At 64.6% G+C, this 15,844-nt stretch carries 16 protein-coding genes; 4 read left to right on the plus strand and 12 right to left on the minus strand.

The features are described 5' to 3' along the window. Positions 1-116: 116 nt before the first annotated feature. Complete coding sequence (gene rpsD / locus A6F68_RS10460; protein WP_067679595.1) at positions 117-731, minus strand: 30S ribosomal protein S4; 615 nt, start codon at positions 729-731, stop codon at positions 117-119. 216 nt (positions 732-947) lie between these two features. Here rpsD and A6F68_RS10465 point away from each other — a divergent pair, with 216 nt between their 5' ends. Further along, a complete protein-coding gene (locus A6F68_RS10465) occupies positions 948-1,259 on the plus strand; it encodes a chorismate mutase (RefSeq protein WP_067679598.1) in 312 nt (103 codons plus the stop codon). Here the strand turns inward: A6F68_RS10465 and A6F68_RS10470 are convergent. The 11 genes from A6F68_RS10470 to A6F68_RS10520 form a co-directional block, all read right to left on the minus strand. After that, entirely contained in the window at positions 1,256-1,975 is a 720-nt protein-coding gene (locus tag A6F68_RS10470) for an RNA methyltransferase (RefSeq protein ID WP_067679601.1), read from the minus strand. The genes A6F68_RS10465 and A6F68_RS10470 overlap by 4 nt on opposite strands. Positions 1,976-2,019: 44 nt before the next feature. After that, a complete protein-coding gene (locus A6F68_RS10475) occupies positions 2,020-2,328 on the minus strand; it encodes a hypothetical protein (RefSeq protein ID WP_067679603.1) in 309 nt (102 codons plus the stop codon). Positions 2,329-2,411: 83 nt separating this feature from the next. Then, positions 2,412-2,657 (minus strand): hypothetical protein, encoded by a 246-nt coding sequence (locus A6F68_RS10480; RefSeq protein ID WP_067679614.1) that lies wholly within the window; start codon positions 2,655-2,657, stop codon positions 2,412-2,414. An 88-nt stretch (positions 2,658-2,745) separates the two neighbouring features. Further along, a complete protein-coding gene (gene nrdR, locus A6F68_RS10485; RefSeq protein ID WP_067679617.1) occupies positions 2,746-3,210 on the minus strand; it encodes a transcriptional regulator NrdR in 465 nt (154 codons plus the stop codon). A gap of 12 nt (positions 3,211-3,222) precedes the next feature. Continuing rightward, positions 3,223-3,447 carry a hypothetical protein gene (locus A6F68_RS10490; RefSeq protein ID WP_067679620.1) on the minus strand — a complete coding sequence of 75 codons (225 nt, stop codon included), beginning with the start codon at positions 3,445-3,447 and terminating at the stop codon, positions 3,223-3,225. Positions 3,448-3,449: 2 nt separating this feature from the next. Next, on the minus strand, positions 3,450-4,775 hold the full coding sequence (gene glyA / locus A6F68_RS10495) for a serine hydroxymethyltransferase (protein WP_067679622.1): 1,326 nt from the start codon (positions 4,773-4,775) through the stop codon (positions 3,450-3,452). Next, on the minus strand, positions 4,772-5,224 hold the full coding sequence (rpiB, locus tag A6F68_RS10500; protein ID WP_067682455.1) for a ribose 5-phosphate isomerase B: 453 nt from the start codon (positions 5,222-5,224) through the stop codon (positions 4,772-4,774). Before rpiB ends, glyA begins: the two co-directional genes overlap by 4 nt. 58 nt (positions 5,225-5,282) lie before the next feature. Then, entirely contained in the window at positions 5,283-7,331 is a 2,049-nt protein-coding gene (gene rpoD, locus A6F68_RS10505; RefSeq protein ID WP_067679625.1) for an RNA polymerase sigma factor RpoD, read from the minus strand. 11 nt (positions 7,332-7,342) lie between these two features. Next, on the minus strand, positions 7,343-9,223 hold the full coding sequence (gene dnaG, locus A6F68_RS10510) for a DNA primase (protein ID WP_067679627.1): 1,881 nt from the start codon (positions 9,221-9,223) through the stop codon (positions 7,343-7,345). Positions 9,224-9,260: 37 nt separating this feature from the next. Next, positions 9,261-9,998, minus strand: coding sequence for a hypothetical protein (locus tag A6F68_RS10515; protein WP_067679630.1), 738 nt, complete (start codon positions 9,996-9,998; stop codon positions 9,261-9,263). A 9-nt stretch (positions 9,999-10,007) separates the two neighbouring features. Further along, the gene (locus tag A6F68_RS10520; protein ID WP_067679633.1) at positions 10,008-10,460 is read right to left on the minus strand and encodes a GatB/YqeY domain-containing protein; all 453 of its coding nucleotides are present in this window, start codon (positions 10,458-10,460) and stop codon (positions 10,008-10,010) included. A gap of 123 nt (positions 10,461-10,583) precedes the next feature. Here A6F68_RS10520 and carA point away from each other — a divergent pair, with 123 nt between their 5' ends. From carA to carB, 3 genes are read left to right on the plus strand one after another with little or no spacing between them, the layout of a single operon-like run. Further along, on the plus strand, positions 10,584-11,750 hold the full coding sequence (gene carA / locus A6F68_RS10525) for a glutamine-hydrolyzing carbamoyl-phosphate synthase small subunit (RefSeq protein ID WP_067679635.1): 1,167 nt from the start codon (positions 10,584-10,586) through the stop codon (positions 11,748-11,750). Next, on the plus strand, positions 11,747-12,493 hold the full coding sequence (locus A6F68_RS15050; RefSeq protein WP_157096714.1) for a hypothetical protein: 747 nt from the start codon (positions 11,747-11,749) through the stop codon (positions 12,491-12,493). Before carA ends, A6F68_RS15050 begins: the two co-directional genes overlap by 4 nt. Continuing rightward, positions 12,477-15,800, plus strand: coding sequence for a carbamoyl-phosphate synthase large subunit (carB, locus tag A6F68_RS10530; RefSeq protein ID WP_067679647.1), 3,324 nt, complete (start codon positions 12,477-12,479; stop codon positions 15,798-15,800). The genes A6F68_RS15050 and carB overlap by 17 nt, the downstream gene beginning before the upstream one ends. Positions 15,801-15,844 lie beyond the last annotated feature (44 nt).

The following is a 15,844-nucleotide window of genomic DNA, read 5'->3' on the forward strand; positions in this document are numbered from 1 at the left end:
CTAACTTGCTGAATGTTTGCGACGAACTGCCGGCGAAAAAGAAAAGGGCGGCCCCGCAGGACCGCCCTTTCCGTATTTCGTATCCGGGCCGATCCCGGATCAAGTCCGGGACGACGTCAGCGCGAGTAGAATTCGACGACCAGGTTCGGTTCCATCGTGACGGGGTAAGGTACCTCGTCGAGCGTCGGCACGCGGGTGAAGGTCACCTTGTCGGTGCCGTCGGGTGAGACATAGTCCGGAATGTCGCGCTCGGGCAAGCTCTGCGCCTCGATGATGAGGGCCATTTCCTTGGCCTTGTCGCCCAGACTGATCACGTCGCCCGCGGCAACGCGGCGGCTGGCGATGTTACACTTCACACCGTTCACGCGGATGTGGCCGTGCGAAACGATCTGGCGCGCGGCGAAGATCGTCGGCGCGAACTTGGCGCGGTAGACGATCATGTCGAGGCGGCGCTCGAGCAGGCCGATCAGGTTCTGGCCGGTGTCGCCCTTCATCCGCGCGGCTTCGGCGTAGGTCGCCTTGAACTGCTTCTCGGTGACGTCGCCGTAGTAGCCCTTGAGCTTTTGCTTGGCGCGCAGCTGCAGGCCGAAGTCGCTCATCTTGCCCTTGCGGCGCTGGCCGTGCTGGCCGGGGCCGTAGGAGCGGCGGTTGACGGGGCTGCTTGGGCGACCCCAGATGTTCTCGCCCATCCGGCGGTCGAGTTTGTGCTTGGCGCTCTTGCGCTTCGACATGATGTCGTTCCTTCGATTTGCTCGGCCACCCCAGTGGTGGCCCTTGAACCCGGTTTCGCCCGACTGGCCGAAGTGCCAGACGCGATCGCCGCTTCACCGGGGTGCGGGATCAAATGCGAGGCGCGCGCATAGCAGGAACGCCGCGCGGGTCAACCCGGCTCGGTCGCCAGTCGCACCCTCTCGACAAACCCGTTCCGAGCGGCCAACGCGCCCCGCATGATCGAAACGCTGAAAGTACCCGACGACTGCGCGACGATGGACGAGGTCCGCGCTGGAGTTGACCGCACCGACCGCGAGCTGGTTGCGCTGCTCGAGCGGCGCTTCGGCTACATGCGCGCAGCGGCCCGAATCAAGCAGGAACGGGCCGCGGTCCGCGACGAAGCGCGCAAGTCCGCGGTCATCGCCGCGGCGCGTTCCGATGCCGAGGCGCGGGGCCTTCCCTCCGATGCCATTGCGGACATCTGGGATCGCCTGGTGGAGGCATCGATCGCCTACGAATTCGACGAGTGGGACCGGCTTCGCAGCTAGCCGCGATCCGGCTTCGCGAGAGCGCTCAACACCCCCCGCAGCGTCCGCACTTCCAGGTGGTTCCAGCCCGGCTTGGTCAGCATGCCGCGCAGCGTGCGCCGGGTCGAGGCGGCCCTGCTGGCCGGCCGGAAGAAGCCCTTAGGCTCCAGCATCGCCTCGAGCTGTGCGATCATCCCGTCCAGGTCCTCCTGCGGCGCTGGTGGCAGAAGGTCCTCGACCGTCGGGCTCGCCAGTGCCTCTCGCTTGGACCATTCATAGGCAACGAGGATTACGGCCTGCGCAAGGTTCAGCGAGCCGAACTCGGGGTTGATCGGGACCGTGAGGATGGTGCGGGCGAGGGCGACGTCTTCGGTCTCCAGCCCCGATCGTTCGGGCCCGAAAAGGATCGCGCTGCGGCCGGGTTGCGCGCGAATCTCGCGCGCCGCGACTTCGGGGGTGACGACGGGCTTTGTGACACCACGCTTGCGAACCGTCGTCGCATAGACGTGCGCGCAGTCGGCAACCGCTTCGGCCACTGTGTCGAACACCTGGGCGCGCTCGAGGATGATGTCCGCTCCCGAAGCGGCCGGGCCGGCCGAAGGATTGGGCCACCCGTCGCGCGGGGCCACCAGCCGCATTTCCGTGAGGCCGAAATTCAGCATGGCGCGCGCAGCCTTGCCGATGTTCTCGCCCAGTTGCGGGCGAACGAGGACGAAGGCGGGTGGAACGTGCTCCATGCGCCGCGGCGCCTAGCCCGCGCGCGAGTGGATGGGAAGCGGCCTCAATTCTGTCCGGCGCGGTTCTCGAAGTTGTCGAGCGTGATCGACGGGTCGACCGGCAACCCTTGGCGCTTGCGATCCTTCTGGATCTGCGCGGCGCTGCGGCAGACCTTGCGGGGCAGGTTACTGCCGATCATCGTACGCGTTACGCAGACCTTTGCCGGTTCCGTCTGCGAAGCCTGGCCCGCATCCGCCACGGGTGTCGCGCTGGTCGCGGGGGGTTCGACGGTGGTCGGTACCTGCGGTGTCCCGGCAGCGGAGATTGCCGGCCAGGCGATCAGCGTCACGACGATTGCAAGTGCACCCCTCATGCCGTCCCTCCATGTCAGCAAGTGACATAGTGACCCAAGAACGGTCCGATAGGAACCCAGAAAGAGGGCCGTCGGCCCGCCGGTCAGTCCTTGTCTCGATCTTCGATTGCGCGGCGGGAACGGTCTGTCTCTGCTTTCCACTCAGCGGCCGGCTTGCAAATCTTGCCCGACATCCGCGAACCCATCGAGGATTCCTCACGGCGGCAGATGCGCTTTTCCTTGGCCGGTTCCTTGGCAGGTTCGACCGCTGGCGGTGCGGCATCCTCGACAGCTTGTGCGGCAATGGCCGGCATGGACGAGAAGACGGCGCCGGCGGCAGCGACCGACAAGGCAATTCTAAGCATCTGGTGAAGCAACCCTCTGAAGTATCGACGTGAACTATTACAGGCTGGGGCCGTTGCCAAGCCCGATATCAAGTCAGTCGGGCATGGCCGCATCGCGGATCGAGCCGGCAAACTCCTCGAAATCCTTGGGGTCGGCGAAATCGCGATAAACGCTGGCGAAGCGGATGTAGGCCACGCTGTCGAGCCGCCGCAGCCCTTCCATGACGAGGGCCCCGATGCGCGCCGCCGGCACTTCGCTTTCGCCCGAGGTTTCGAGCTGGCGCTGGATTCCGCTGACGAGCTGGTCGATGCGCTCCTGCTCGATCCCGCGCTTGCGACAGGCGAGCGCAATCGACTGCTCAAGCTTCGACCGGTTGAACGCCTGGCCCTTGCCGTCGGACTTGATGACCGAGACTTCGCGCAATTGCACCCGCTCGAAGGTGGTGAAGCGCGCGCCGCAGCCATCGCACTGGCGGCGGCGACGAATTGCCGCGCCATCCTCGGCCGGGCGGCTGTCCTTTACCTGCGAATCCTCGTGCGCGCAGAACGGACAGCGCATTCCTTCGCGGACCTACTTCTTGACGCGCGTGTAAAGCATGTAGCCTGCACCGGCGATCAGACCGATCGGCCAGCTGACCAGCGGCAGGATCGCACCGGCAACGGCGCCGACGGCGGCACCGGTCAGAACGGGCTTGGTCGAAGGGTGATGCATGCCTTCCTTGGCCATCCCTGTCACCTCGGCCTTCACGTCATCGACCCAGTCGTTGCGGCCGTCCTTGGGATTGTTATCGTCCATGCTTAATTCCTTCCGGGATAGACAGGGAAAGCCTCGCACAGTTCGCCGACGCGGCGACGGACGCTTTCCTCGACTTGCGCATCGCCCTCGGGGCCGTTGCGGCTCATTCCGTCAACCACTTCGGCGATAAGCCCGCCGATCGTCCGGAATTCATCCGGTCCGAACCCGCGAGTGGTGCCCGCCGGAGTGCCGAGGCGAATGCCGCTGGTCACGAAGGGGCTGCGGGTATCGTAAGGGATGCCGTTCTTGTTGCAAGTGAGCCAGGCGCGGTCGAGCCCGTGCTCGGCGGCCTTGCCGGTCACGTCCTTGGGCGTGAGGTCGACGAGCATCGAGTGATTGTCGGTGCCGCCCGAAACGACCCGCAAGCCGCCTGCCTCTACGCCCTCTGCCAGGGCCCGTGCGTTGGCGACGATCCGATGCGCATACTCACTAAAGTCGGGCCGCAACGCCTCGCCGAAGGCCACCGCTTTCGCTGCGACTACGTGCATGAGCGGGCCGCCCTGGAGCCCCGGGAAAACCGCCATGTTGAGCGGCTTCGACAGCTCCTCGTCGTTCCACAAGATGACGCCGGAACGCGGCCCGCGCAGGCTCTTGTGCGTCGTCGTGGTAACGACGTGGGCGTGAGGGATGGGCGAGGGGTGCGCACCGCCAGCAACCAGCCCGGCAATGTGACTCATGTCGACGAGCAGGTAGGCGCCGACCTCGTCGGCTATGCTGCGGAACGCGGCCCAGTCCCAGACCCGGGAATAGGCCGTCCCACCTGCGATGATGAGTTTCGGCTTGTGCTCGAGCGCGGTTGCGCGAACCGCGTCCATGTCGATCCGCTCGTCGTCCTTGCGCACGCCGTAGCTTACGGGCGAGAACCACTTGCCGCTCATGTTGACCGGCGAGCCGTGGGTGAGATGCCCGCCCGAATTGAGGTCGAGCCCCATGAACGTGTCCCCGGGCTGCAACAGGGCAAGGAACACCGCCTGGTTCATCTGCGAGCCGGAGTTGGGCTGGACGTTGGCGAAGGCGCAACCGAACAGCTGCTTCGCCCGCTCGATCGCCAGGTTCTCGACCACGTCGGCATATTCGCAGCCGCCGTAGTAACGCTTGTCCGGATATCCTTCGGCGTACTTGTTGGTGAACACGCTGCCGGTCGCCTCGAGCACGGCGCGGCTGGTGATGTTCTCGCTCGCGATCAGCTCGATGCGATTGCGCTGTCGGTCGAGTTCGTGCCGGATGGCCTCCGCAACCGCGGGATCGGCAGCGGCGAGGTCGTCGCCCCAGAAGCGGTCGAGCGGGTCGGCGGCGGGGGTCTGACGATCGAGGGTAGCGGCGGTCATGCCGTCTCCTTGGAGGCAGGGGGATTGGACAACTTGTCGACGCGGCGCTGGTGGCGACCGCCGGCGAAATCGGTCTGGAGAAACGCGGTCACGCAGGCCTTGGCCATGTCGATTCCGGTAAGCCGCGCACCGAGCGCGACGACGTTGGCGTCATTGTGTTCGCGGGCAAGGGCGGCCGAGAGCGGCTCGGAAACGAGTGCGCAGCGGACCCCGGGATGGCGGTTGACCGAGATCGAGATGCCGATGCCGGAACCGCACAATGCGATGCCGCGCTCCGCCGTTCCTTCCGCCACGACCTCTGCCAGCCTGTACCCGAAATCCGGGTAATCGACGCTATCGTGCCCGTCGGGGCCAAGGTCGGCGACCTCGTGCCCCTCGTCGATCAGCCACTCGCGCAGCGTCGTCTTGAGGTCCACGGCGGCATGATCGGAGGCAATGGCGATGCGCATGGCCGCGCACATAGGGAAGGGGGGTGATTCGCGCGACCCCCCGTCGCAAGTTTTGCCGCTACTGATCTAGGAACGACCGCATCTTGCGGCTGCGGCTCGGGTGCTTGAGCTTGCGCAGCGCCTTGGCCTCGATCTGGCGGATGCGTTCGCGGGTGACCGAGAACTGCTGCCCCACTTCCTCAAGCGTGTGATCGGTGTTCATGCCGATGCCGAACCGCATGCGCAGCACGCGCTCCTCGCGGGGCGTCAGCGATGCGAGGACCCGGGTGACCGTTTCCTTGAGGTTCGACTGGATCGCCGCGTCCACGGGGATCACCGCGTTCTCGTCCTTGATGAAATCGCCGAGGTGGCTGTCTTCCTCGTCACCGATCGGTGTCTCGAGGCTGATCGGCTCCTTGGCGATCTTCATCACCTTGCGGACCTTCTCGAGCGGCATCGACAGGCGCTCGGCCATTTCCTCGGGCGTCGGCTCGCGGCCGCTTTCGTGGAGGAACTGGCGACTGGTGCGCACGAGCTTGTTGATCGTCTCGATCATGTGGACCGGGATGCGGATCGTGCGCGCCTGGTCGGCGATCGAGCGGGTGATCGCCTGCCGGATCCACCAGGTGGCGTAAGTGCTGAACTTGTAGCCGCGGCGGTACTCGAACTTGTCGACCGCCTTCATCAGGCCGATGTTGCCTTCCTGAATGAGATCAAGGAATTGCAGCCCGCGGTTGGTATATTTCTTGGCGATCGAGATCACCAGCCGAAGGTTCGCCTCCACCATTTCCTTCTTGGCGATGCGCGCTTCGCGCTCGCCTTTCTGGACCATGTTGACGATGCGGCGGAACTCGGGAAGCGACATGCCGGTGGCGGTGGCGATGTCCGCGATTTCGGTGCGGATGCGCTCGACCGCGTCGGCCTCCTTCTCAGCGAAGGCGGCCCACTTCTTGTCCTTCTTGGCGTTCTCGGTCAGCCAGGTGTCGTCGAGCTCGTTGCCGATATAGACCGAGAGGAAATCGGCCCGCTTGACGCGGTGCCGCTCGGCGAGGCGCAGCATCTGCCCGCCAAGCGCGGTGAGCCGGCGGTTGAATGCGTAAAGGTTGTCGACCAGGAATTCGATCTTGGTCGCGTGGAACTGCACGCTTTCGACCTGCGCAGTGAGTTCTTCCCGCAGGTCCTCGTACTTCTTTTCCTTGGCCTTCGGGAAATCCTCGCCCCGCCCAAGCACGTCGACGCGCTCCGCCTGCAGCTTCTCGAACTTCTTGAACAGGTCCGTGATACGAGCAAACGTCTCGAGCGCTGCAGGCTTCAGCGTAGCTTCCATCTGCGCGAGACTGAGGGTGTTGTCTTCCTCGTCGTCCTCCTCGCGGCGCTTCGGGCGGCCCTCGCCGTCCTCGTCGTCCTCGTCCGCCTCTTCCTCTTCCTCCTCGACGTCGTCCTCTTCCTTGTAGGTCGGGCCCGCCGTGGCTTCGGAAATCTCGCCGTCGTCGTCGTCATCCTCGGCGTCGTCGGTCATCTTGTCGACCGGCGGCTCCTTCGACAGCATGGCGTCGAGATCGAGGATCTCGCGCAGCTGCATTTCCTCGTTGTTGAGCGCTTCCGACCAGAGGATGATCGCGTGGAAGGTGATCGGGCTTTCGCAAAGGCCCATGATCATCATGTCGCGGCCTGCTTCGATACGCTTCGCAATGGCGATTTCGCCCTCGCGGCTGAGCAGTTCCACCGCGCCCATTTCGCGCAGGTACATGCGCACCGGATCGTCGGTACGCTCGATGGTCTCTTTCTTCTTGGCAGCGGCCGCGGGCTTGGCGGGCTTGTTCGACGCACCTTCGTCGTCACCGTCTTCGTCCGAGCCGATCTCGTCGACCTCGTCTTCGGAATCGGCCTCAGCCTCGGCATCCTCGTCGGTTTCGACGATGTTCACGCCCATTTCGCTGATCGCGGACATGACATCCTCGATCTGTTCGCTCGACAACTCGTCCTGCGGCAGAGCCTCGTTGAGCTCGTCCACGGTGACATAACCCCGGCGCTTGGCCTTGGTGATCAGCTTCTTGATGTTGGCTTCGTTGAGATCGATGAGCGGGGCGTCGTCCTTGCCGGTGCCGTCGTCTTCGTTGGTGGCCATGTCGTCTCGTGTCACTCGCTGTCCTCGTCCGTGGCGCCGGACGGAGCCGACGGAGAGTCTGAATCGGATCGGGCCGCACCCGCGGCCCTGCGGCTCGCCATTAGCCCGAGTCGTTTCTCGAATGCCAGCTTTCGTTTGAGCAAGCGTTGCTGCTCGGCGAAAGCGGCCTCGGGATCGGTCTCGAACCGCGCCGTCGCCGCGGCGAGCGCGGCTTCGAGCGCGGGCCGCTCGACCAGCAGCGCCACGGCTTCGGCCAGGTCTTCGCGCGCGGCTCGCGGATCGGCGCCTTCGTCAAGGAAGGCAAAGCGATTATTGTCCGGCGGCGGGGCGAAACCCTGTGGCGGCGATATGGGCGTTTCCTCGCCCGGTTCAAGCATCTCGGCCGCTTCGATCAGCGATTCGAGCGCCGGTCCGGTCTTGCCATCGTGCGCCGCGAAGCGTCCGAGCGGCTCGGCATGGACGAGGATCTGGTCGGGGAAGCGAAGCAGGCCGGCAACGACTGCGCTCGCCAGCGCATCGCGATTGGCTCCGCTGGCTGCCTTGCGCAGCCGCCCGGCGCTGTCCGGCGAAAGAGGCGGCGAAGCGGGCTTGGCGAATCCGGCTTTCCATTCGCGGGCCGGGCGAGGCGGATAGGCGAAGGCGGAGAATTTCTCGAGCAGCTCGCGCCGGTAGAGCGAGCGGATGTCGGGATGCTGTATCGCCTCGCAGTGTTCGACAAGGCGGGCTTTCAATCCCGCTTTGTCCTCTGGGGTCCGCAACGGCCCGGCCGCCTTCTCGAACTCCCACAGCGTGTCAATCAGGCTGCCGGGTTCGGCGAGCAGGGCCTCCATGGCCGCCACTCCCTGTCGCTTGAGGAGATCGTCCGGGTCGAGACCAGCCGGCAGCCTCACGATGCGCATGGTCTTCCCAGGAGCGAGCATCGGCAAGGCGCGTGAGATCGCCCGCATCGCCGCACGCTGTCCGGCATTGTCGCCGTCGAAACACAGGATGGGAGCATCGACGAGCCGCCACAGCAGTTCGAGCTGTCGCTCTGTCAGCGCGGTGCCCATCGGCGCCACCGCGTCCTCAAACCCGGCAGCCGCCATCGCCACCACGTCCATCTGCCCTTCGACGACAACCAGACGGCCGCTCTTGCGCGAAGCGGGACCCGCGCGGTGGAGGTTGAACAGCGTCCGCCCCTTGTCGAACAGGGGGGTGTCGGGGCTGTTGATGTACTTGGGGGCGTCCTTCTTGTCGGCATCAAGGATACGCGCGGCGAAACCGATGACCCGGCCGCGCGGATCGTGGATCGGCATCGTCAGCCGATCGCGGAACCGGTCGTAGGGTGCCTTGTCGTCGACCGCGATGCGCAAGCCGGCCTCGATCAGCATCGGCTCGTCGAACTGCTTGAGCGCGGCCTTCAGCGCCTGGCGGTCGCCCGGAGCGTAACCGAAACCGAACCGCTCCATGGTATGCGCGTCGAACTTGCGCGAGGCGAGGTACTCGCGCGCCCTGGCACCTCCCGGCGTGTCGAGACTGGCCCGGTAGAAGTCCTGCGCCGCCGCCATGACGTCGGTGAGACCCGCCCGCTGCTCGGCCGCCTGCGCGGCGCGCGGATCGGGGGCAGGGACCTCCATCCCGGCCTCGGACGCCAATTCCTTGACCGCGTCCATGAAAGAAAGCCCGCGCTGATCGGTCATCCAGCGGATGACGTCGCCATGCGCCCCGCAGCCGAAGCAGTGGTAGAAACCCTTGGCATCACTGACGGTGAAGCTGGGGGTCTTCTCGTCGTGGAACGGGCAGCACGCCTTCCATTCGCTCCCGGCCCGCTGGAGCTTGGTGGTGCGCATCACCACCGAGCTCAGCGTCAGGCGCGCACGCAGTTCGTCGAGCCATTGCGGGGAGAGCGCCATGCACTTCCAATGCGATCATCCCCCTGCATTGGCAACCTCATGCGCAGGCGTTGCTCACCCCTTCCTTGGCGGCCGGGTACGGTCCGCTGCCCATCGCCGTCGTGCCGTCCGCATCGAGAGCGTAGGCCTCTGCGGGCCCGGCAGGGGGCAGGGTGCTCTGCCAGTAGAAAGTCAGCGGCTCCTTCTGCTCCCACTGGTTGCCACCATCGCCCGCGCTGACGGTCCAGACGAGCTTGCCCGCATCGCAGCTCACCACGACGTCGGCCTTGGGACCGATCGCGGCGAGTGCTTCGGGCTTCGCGTAGCCGGCATTGCCGGTGAAGCCGTGGGCGGGCTGCGTCATCCGGAACGCGGTAGCGCGTTCGATATCGCTGACGGAGTTGCCGATCCCGACGCCCTTGTTCGGCTTGTTGTCGCCGCCGGGGTAGACCACGAACACATAGGTGTAGACCGTACCCTCGGCCTGGCGCGCCGGATCGCAGACGATCGTGCCCTGCGGGCAGGCGACGTAGGCGCGCAGGTCGGCGAAGTTCCCGGCCGAGTTGCCCATCGCGTCGGTGACTTCAAAACCCTGCGGCCCCTTTACCTTGCCGCCGAGGGTGAACTCGGCGAGGTCGCCAGCCTGGAGCGCCTTGGCCATCGCATCGGCCTTGCCATCGGTATTGGCGGTGTTGAGATCGGTTATCTCCTTGTCCCGCACCTCGGACGGGGTCGGATCGTCAGAACAGCCCGCAAGCGCGAGCGCCAGCGCGGAAACGGTGATGAATGTCCTCATGGTATTCCCTCACGACAATGCCTCTTTGACCAGCCGACTGGCGGTCTGCATGTCGAGGACAGTGCCGTGGCGCGCCTTTAGTTCCGCCATCACGCGGCCCATATCCTTAATGGATTCAGCACCTAAGGTTGACTTGATGTCGGCGATCGCGGCCTTCGTCTCGTCTTCAGACAGCTGCTGCGGCAGGAAGTCCTCGATAACCTTGAGTTCTTTGCGTTCCTGCTCGGCGAGCTCTTCGCGGTTGCCGTCAACGTACATGGTTATCGATTCGCGCCGCTGCTTCGCCATTTTTTGCAGGACTTCGACCACGGTGGCATCATCAGCGGGGACATTGGCGGCGGTGCGCAGCTCGATATCGCGGTCCTTCAGCTTGGCGAGGATCAGGCGGACCGCGGCGAGACGTTCCTTGTCACCGCCCTTCATCGCGTCGATCTGGGCTTGCTTGATGGTATCGCGGATCATCGGGGAAACCTTTCCAAGGATAAGTATGCATCAGCCCCTAGCGCGGGTTGACGGCGCGGGGAACCGGCCCTAGCGGCTGGGACTTAGCGACATCGCCGGAAAACCCCTGACTCGGAGAGCCCCATGGCCGTCCCCGCCAACACGCCTGCGCAACCCAAGGGAGCGACCGGCGTTCTGGTATTGGCCGACGGAACGGTGGTCTGGGGCATGGGCTTCGGCGCCACCGGCGATGCGGTGGGCGAGGTGTGCTTCAACACCGCGATGACCGGATACCAGGAAGTGATGACCGATCCCTCCTATGCCGGGCAGATCGTCACCTTCACCTTCCCGCACATCGGCAACGTCGGCGCGAACGACGAGGATATCGAGAGCCTGGTCGAGGGCGCGGTAGGCTGTATCGTGCGCGAGGCGGTCACCCCGCAGTCGAACTTCCGCGCCCAGCAGGAATTCGCCCAGTGGATGACCGCCAAGGGCAAGATCGGCTTGTCGGGCATCGACACCCGCGCACTCACCCGCCGCATCCGGCTGCAGGGCGCGCCCAACGCGGTGATCGCGCATCATCCCAAGGGGAAGTTCGACCTCAAGGCGCTCCTGAAGCGCGCGCAGGACTGGCCGGGGCTCGAGGGTATGGACCTCGCCGTGAAGGTCAGCCGGCAGGCGCAGGAAGACTGGGGCGGCGGCTACTGGGAGCTCGGCAAGGGCTACGCCGCGGCCGACGACGCGGGCAAGCCGCATGTCGTCGCGATCGATTACGGCGCGAAGGACAACATTTTCCGCAACCTCGTGAAGGCGGGCGCGCGGGTGACGGTGGTGCCGGCGCAGACCTCGCTCGAGGCGATCGAGGCGCTCTCGCCCGACGGCGTGTTCCTTTCGAACGGCCCGGGCGATCCGGCCGCGACCGGTGCCTACGCGGTGCCGACGATCAAGGCGCTGCTCGACAAGAACGTGCCGGTATTCGGCATTTGCCTCGGCCACCAGATGCTCGGCCTCGCCGCAGGCGCGCAGACGAGCAAGATGCACCAGGGCCACCGCGGCGCGAACCACCCGGTCAAGCGGCTGGCCGATGGGGTGGTCGAGATCACCTCGATGAACCACGGCTTCGCGGTCGACAACACCGCGCTCCCCGAAGGCGTCGAGGAAACCCACGTCTCGCTGTTCGACGGCAGCAACTGCGGCATCGCGATCAAGGGCAAACGCGCCTTTGGGGTGCAGTACCACCCCGAGGCAAGCCCCGGCCCGCAGGACAGTTTCTACCTGTTCGAGAAGTTCGTGGGGATGTTGGGTGAATGATTACCGATGAAGAGCGGGTCGGACGATTTGAAACCGTTGCGGGCAATGTCCTCAAGTATGCGGCGCTTATCTCAATAATCGCGACGATTTTTGCCTTAGGTGTGAACTGGTTTTTATTTTTGGGTTGGGGCGTCTCTTACGCGGCCGCAGTTTCAACGTCCGATGTGATAATAGGGGGCATAGAAGCGCTCGGGATTTTCTTTCCGCACCTTTTTCTAGGAACGCTATCATTTTTCGGGGCTCGCCAGATCCGTGCAAGATATCCATGGTCTCAAAAATTTGCGCCGCTTTTATTGGGCCTCTCTATCGTGACTATATCGTGCATAAAACCAAGCGGAATCGAGTTCCCAGATTATGTATTGGACCTCGTTTCTTTCACTGGTCGTTCATATCTAGACTATCTAATCGTTTGGCCGTTTTTAATCGCATCGGTTGGATTGATGAGTTGGGAAAAATTCGATTTTTTACTAGCCTCCGGGCTGTTCGCCGGAGTTATGGTAGTTTTGCTAATTTCTTTGATTGATGGATTTCAAAACCGCACAACAAACCTCCAAATTTGGGGTCCGGACAAACGGTGCAAATCTGCCGAATATGTCGTTTGGGTCGGGTCTGACAAGCTCGTCACCTCGTGTTCGCAACCTCCTTACACCGAAGAAAATAGCTACTTCATAATCCCAAAGCAGGGAGTTGAGATGCGATTCATAGGAAAGACAGTTAGCATCAATCATGCCCAAACGCACTGACATCTCATCGATCCTCGTCATCGGTGCCGGGCCGATCGTCATCGGTCAGGCGTGCGAGTTCGATTATTCGGGCACGCAGGCGATCAAGGCGCTCAAGGAGGAGGGGTACCGGGTGATCCTGGTCAACTCCAACCCCGCCACGATCATGACCGATCCCGAGTTCGCCGACGCGACATATGTCGAGCCGATCACCCCGGCGATCGTCGCCAAGATCATCGAGAAGGAGCGACCCGACGCGCTGTTGCCGACGATGGGCGGGCAGACCGCGCTCAACACCGCGCTGGCGCTGTTCAACGATGGCACGCTCGACCGGCTCGGCGTCCAGATGATCGGCGCCGATGCCGACGCGATCGACAAGGCCGAGAACCGCCAGCGATTCCGCGAGGCGATGGACAAGATCGGCCTCGAGTCCGCGCGCAGCGGTGTTGCCAACACCGTCGCCGAAGCCTTTGAAGTCCTTGAAAGAACCGGCCTGCCGTCGATCATCCGGCCGAGCTTCACGCTCGGCGGCACCGGCGGCGGCATCGCCTACAACAAGGCCGAGTTCGAGAAGATCGTCCGCGAAGGTCTCGACGCCAGCCCGACCACCGAGGTCCTCATCGAGGAATCGCTGCTCGGCTGGAAGGAATACGAGATGGAAGTCGTCCGCGACCGGAACGACAACGCCATCATCATCTGCTCGATCGAGAACGTCGACCCGATGGGGGTCCACACCGGCGATTCGATCACCGTCGCCCCGGCGCTGACGCTGACCGACAAGGAATACCAGATCATGCGCTCGGCGAGCATCGCCGTGCTGCGCGAAATCGGCGTGGAAACAGGCGGTTCGAACGTACAGTTCGCAGTCAATCCGAAGGATGGGCGGCTGATCGTCATCGAGATGAACCCGCGCGTGTCGCGCTCCAGCGCGCTCGCATCGAAGGCCACCGGCTTCCCCATTGCGCGCGTCGCGGCGAAGCTGGCGGTCGGCTACACGCTCGACGAGATCACCAACGAGATCACCGGCGCCACGCCCGCGAGCTTCGAGCCGACGATCGACTACGTCGTCACCAAAATCCCGCGTTTCGCCTTCGAGAAGTTCAAGGGCACCAAGATCGAACTCGCGACCGCGATGAAGTCGGTGGGCGAGGTCATGGCGATCGGCCGCAACTTCCAGGAAAGCGTCCAGAAGGCGCTCCGCGGGCTGGAGACCGGGCTCGACGGGTTCAACCGCGTGGTCGAGCTCGAAGGCCTGCCCGCCGAGGAAATCCGCGCCTCGCTGTCCAAGCGCACGCCCGACCGTCTGCTGAAGGTCGCGCAGGCCTTTCGCGAGGACTTCTCGGTCGAGGATGTCGCGGCGATCACCGGGTACGACCCGTGGTTCCTGCGCCAGATCGAGGCGATCATCTACGAGGAGAAGATGATCGGCCATCACGGCCTGCCGCGCGATGCGCAGGAAATGCGGCGCTTGAAGGCGATGGGCTTTTCCGACCGCCGCCTTGCCACGCTGGCGGTGCGCTCGGTCGGCGTTGCGGGCGGGCTGGGCGAGACCCAGGCCAAGCGCTCGGGCCTGCTCCACGACACCCTGCGCGCCATGGCCGGCGCCACTAGCGAGCAGGAAGTCCGCGACTTGCGCCGCAAGCTCGGCGTCCATCCCGTATTCAAGCGCATCGACAGCTGCGCCGCCGAATTCGAGGCGGTGACCCCCTACATGTACTCGACCTATGAGGCGCCGAGCTTCGGCAAGCCCGAGGACGAGGCGATGCCGTCCGACCGCAAGAAGATCGTCATCCTCGGCGGCGGCCCGAACCGCATCGGGCAGGGGATCGAGTTCGACTACTGCTGCGTCCACGCCTGCTTCGCACTCAGCGAGGCCGGCTACGAAACCATCATGGTCAACTGCAACCCGGAGACGGTCTCGACCGACTACGACACCAGCGACCGGCTCTATTTCGAGCCGCTGACCGCCGAGGACGTGCTGGAAATCTTGCGCGTCGAGATGAGCCGCGGCGAAGTTGTCGGCGTGCTCGTCCAGTTCGGCGGGCAGACCCCGCTGAAACTCGCCCAGGCGCTGGAGGACGAGGGCATCCCGATCCTCGGCACCAGCCCCGACGCGATCGATCTTGCCGAAGACCGCGAACGCTTCGCCAAGCTCGTCAACAAGCTGAAGCTCAAGCAGCCGATGAACGGCATCGCCAAGAGCCGCGACGAGGCCGCTGCCGCCGCCGCGCGGATCGGCTATCCGGTGCTGCTGCGTCCCAGCTACGTCCTCGGCGGGCGCGCGATGGAGATCGTCGACAGCGAAGCGCAGCTTGATGACTACATCGCCACCGCAGTCAACGTCAGCGGCGACAGCCCGGTGCTTGTCGACCAGTACTTGCGCGACGCGATCGAGTGCGATGTCGACGCCTTGTGCGACGGCACCGAGGTCCGGGTCGCGGGCGTGATGCAGCACATCGAGGAAGCCGGCGTCCATTCGGGCGACAGCGCCTGCACGCTGCCGCCGTACTCGCTTCCGCCCGAGATCGTCGCCGAGATGGAGCGCCAGGCCGAAGCGCTCGCGCTTGCTCTCGGCGTGAAGGGCCTGATGAACGTCCAGTTCGCGGTGAAGGATGGCGAGGTTTACCTGATCGAGGTCAACCCGCGGGCAAGCCGCACGGTGCCCTTCGTCGCCAAGGCGATCGGCCAGCCGGTCGCCAAGATAGCCGCGCGGGTCATGGCGGGCGAGCCTCTATCGAACTTCGAGCCCTTCCGACGCGAGCTCGACTACATGGCGGTCAAGGAAGCCGTTTTCCCGTTCAGCCGCTTCCCCGGCGCGGACCCGGTGCTGACGCCCGAAATGAAGTCGACCGGCGAAGTGATGGGCATCGACCGCGATTTCCCGACGGCTTACCTCAAGTCGCAGATCGGCGCGGGCAGCGCGCTCCCCGAGAAGGGCGTCCTCTTCGTCAGCGTGAAGGACAGCGACAAGGCGACGATCCTGCCCGCGGTGAAAGCGCTGATCGAGCATGGCTTCACCGCAATCGCGACCGGAGGGACCCAGCGCTACCTCGCCGAGGCCGGCCTGCCGGTGGAACGGATCAACAAGGTGGCGGAAGGTCAACCGCACGTCGTCGACCGGATCATCGATCGCGACATCGCGCTCATCTTCAACACCACCGAAGGGTGGCAGTCGCACCGGGACAGCCAGTCGATCCGCGCGGGCGCGCTCGAGGCACACGTTCCCTACTATACGACCGCCGCCGCCAGCGTCGCCGCCGCGCGCGCGATCACCGAAGTCTCGGAGGGTCAGCTTGCAGTCCGGCCCCTGCAGGACTATTATAGCTGAAAGACACGACGCGTTCTTCCCGACATCGTGACCATTTCTGAGCC

Source organism: Tsuneonella dongtanensis (genome assembly GCF_001698205.1).
Lineage (GTDB): Bacteria > Pseudomonadota > Alphaproteobacteria > Sphingomonadales > Sphingomonadaceae > Tsuneonella > Tsuneonella dongtanensis.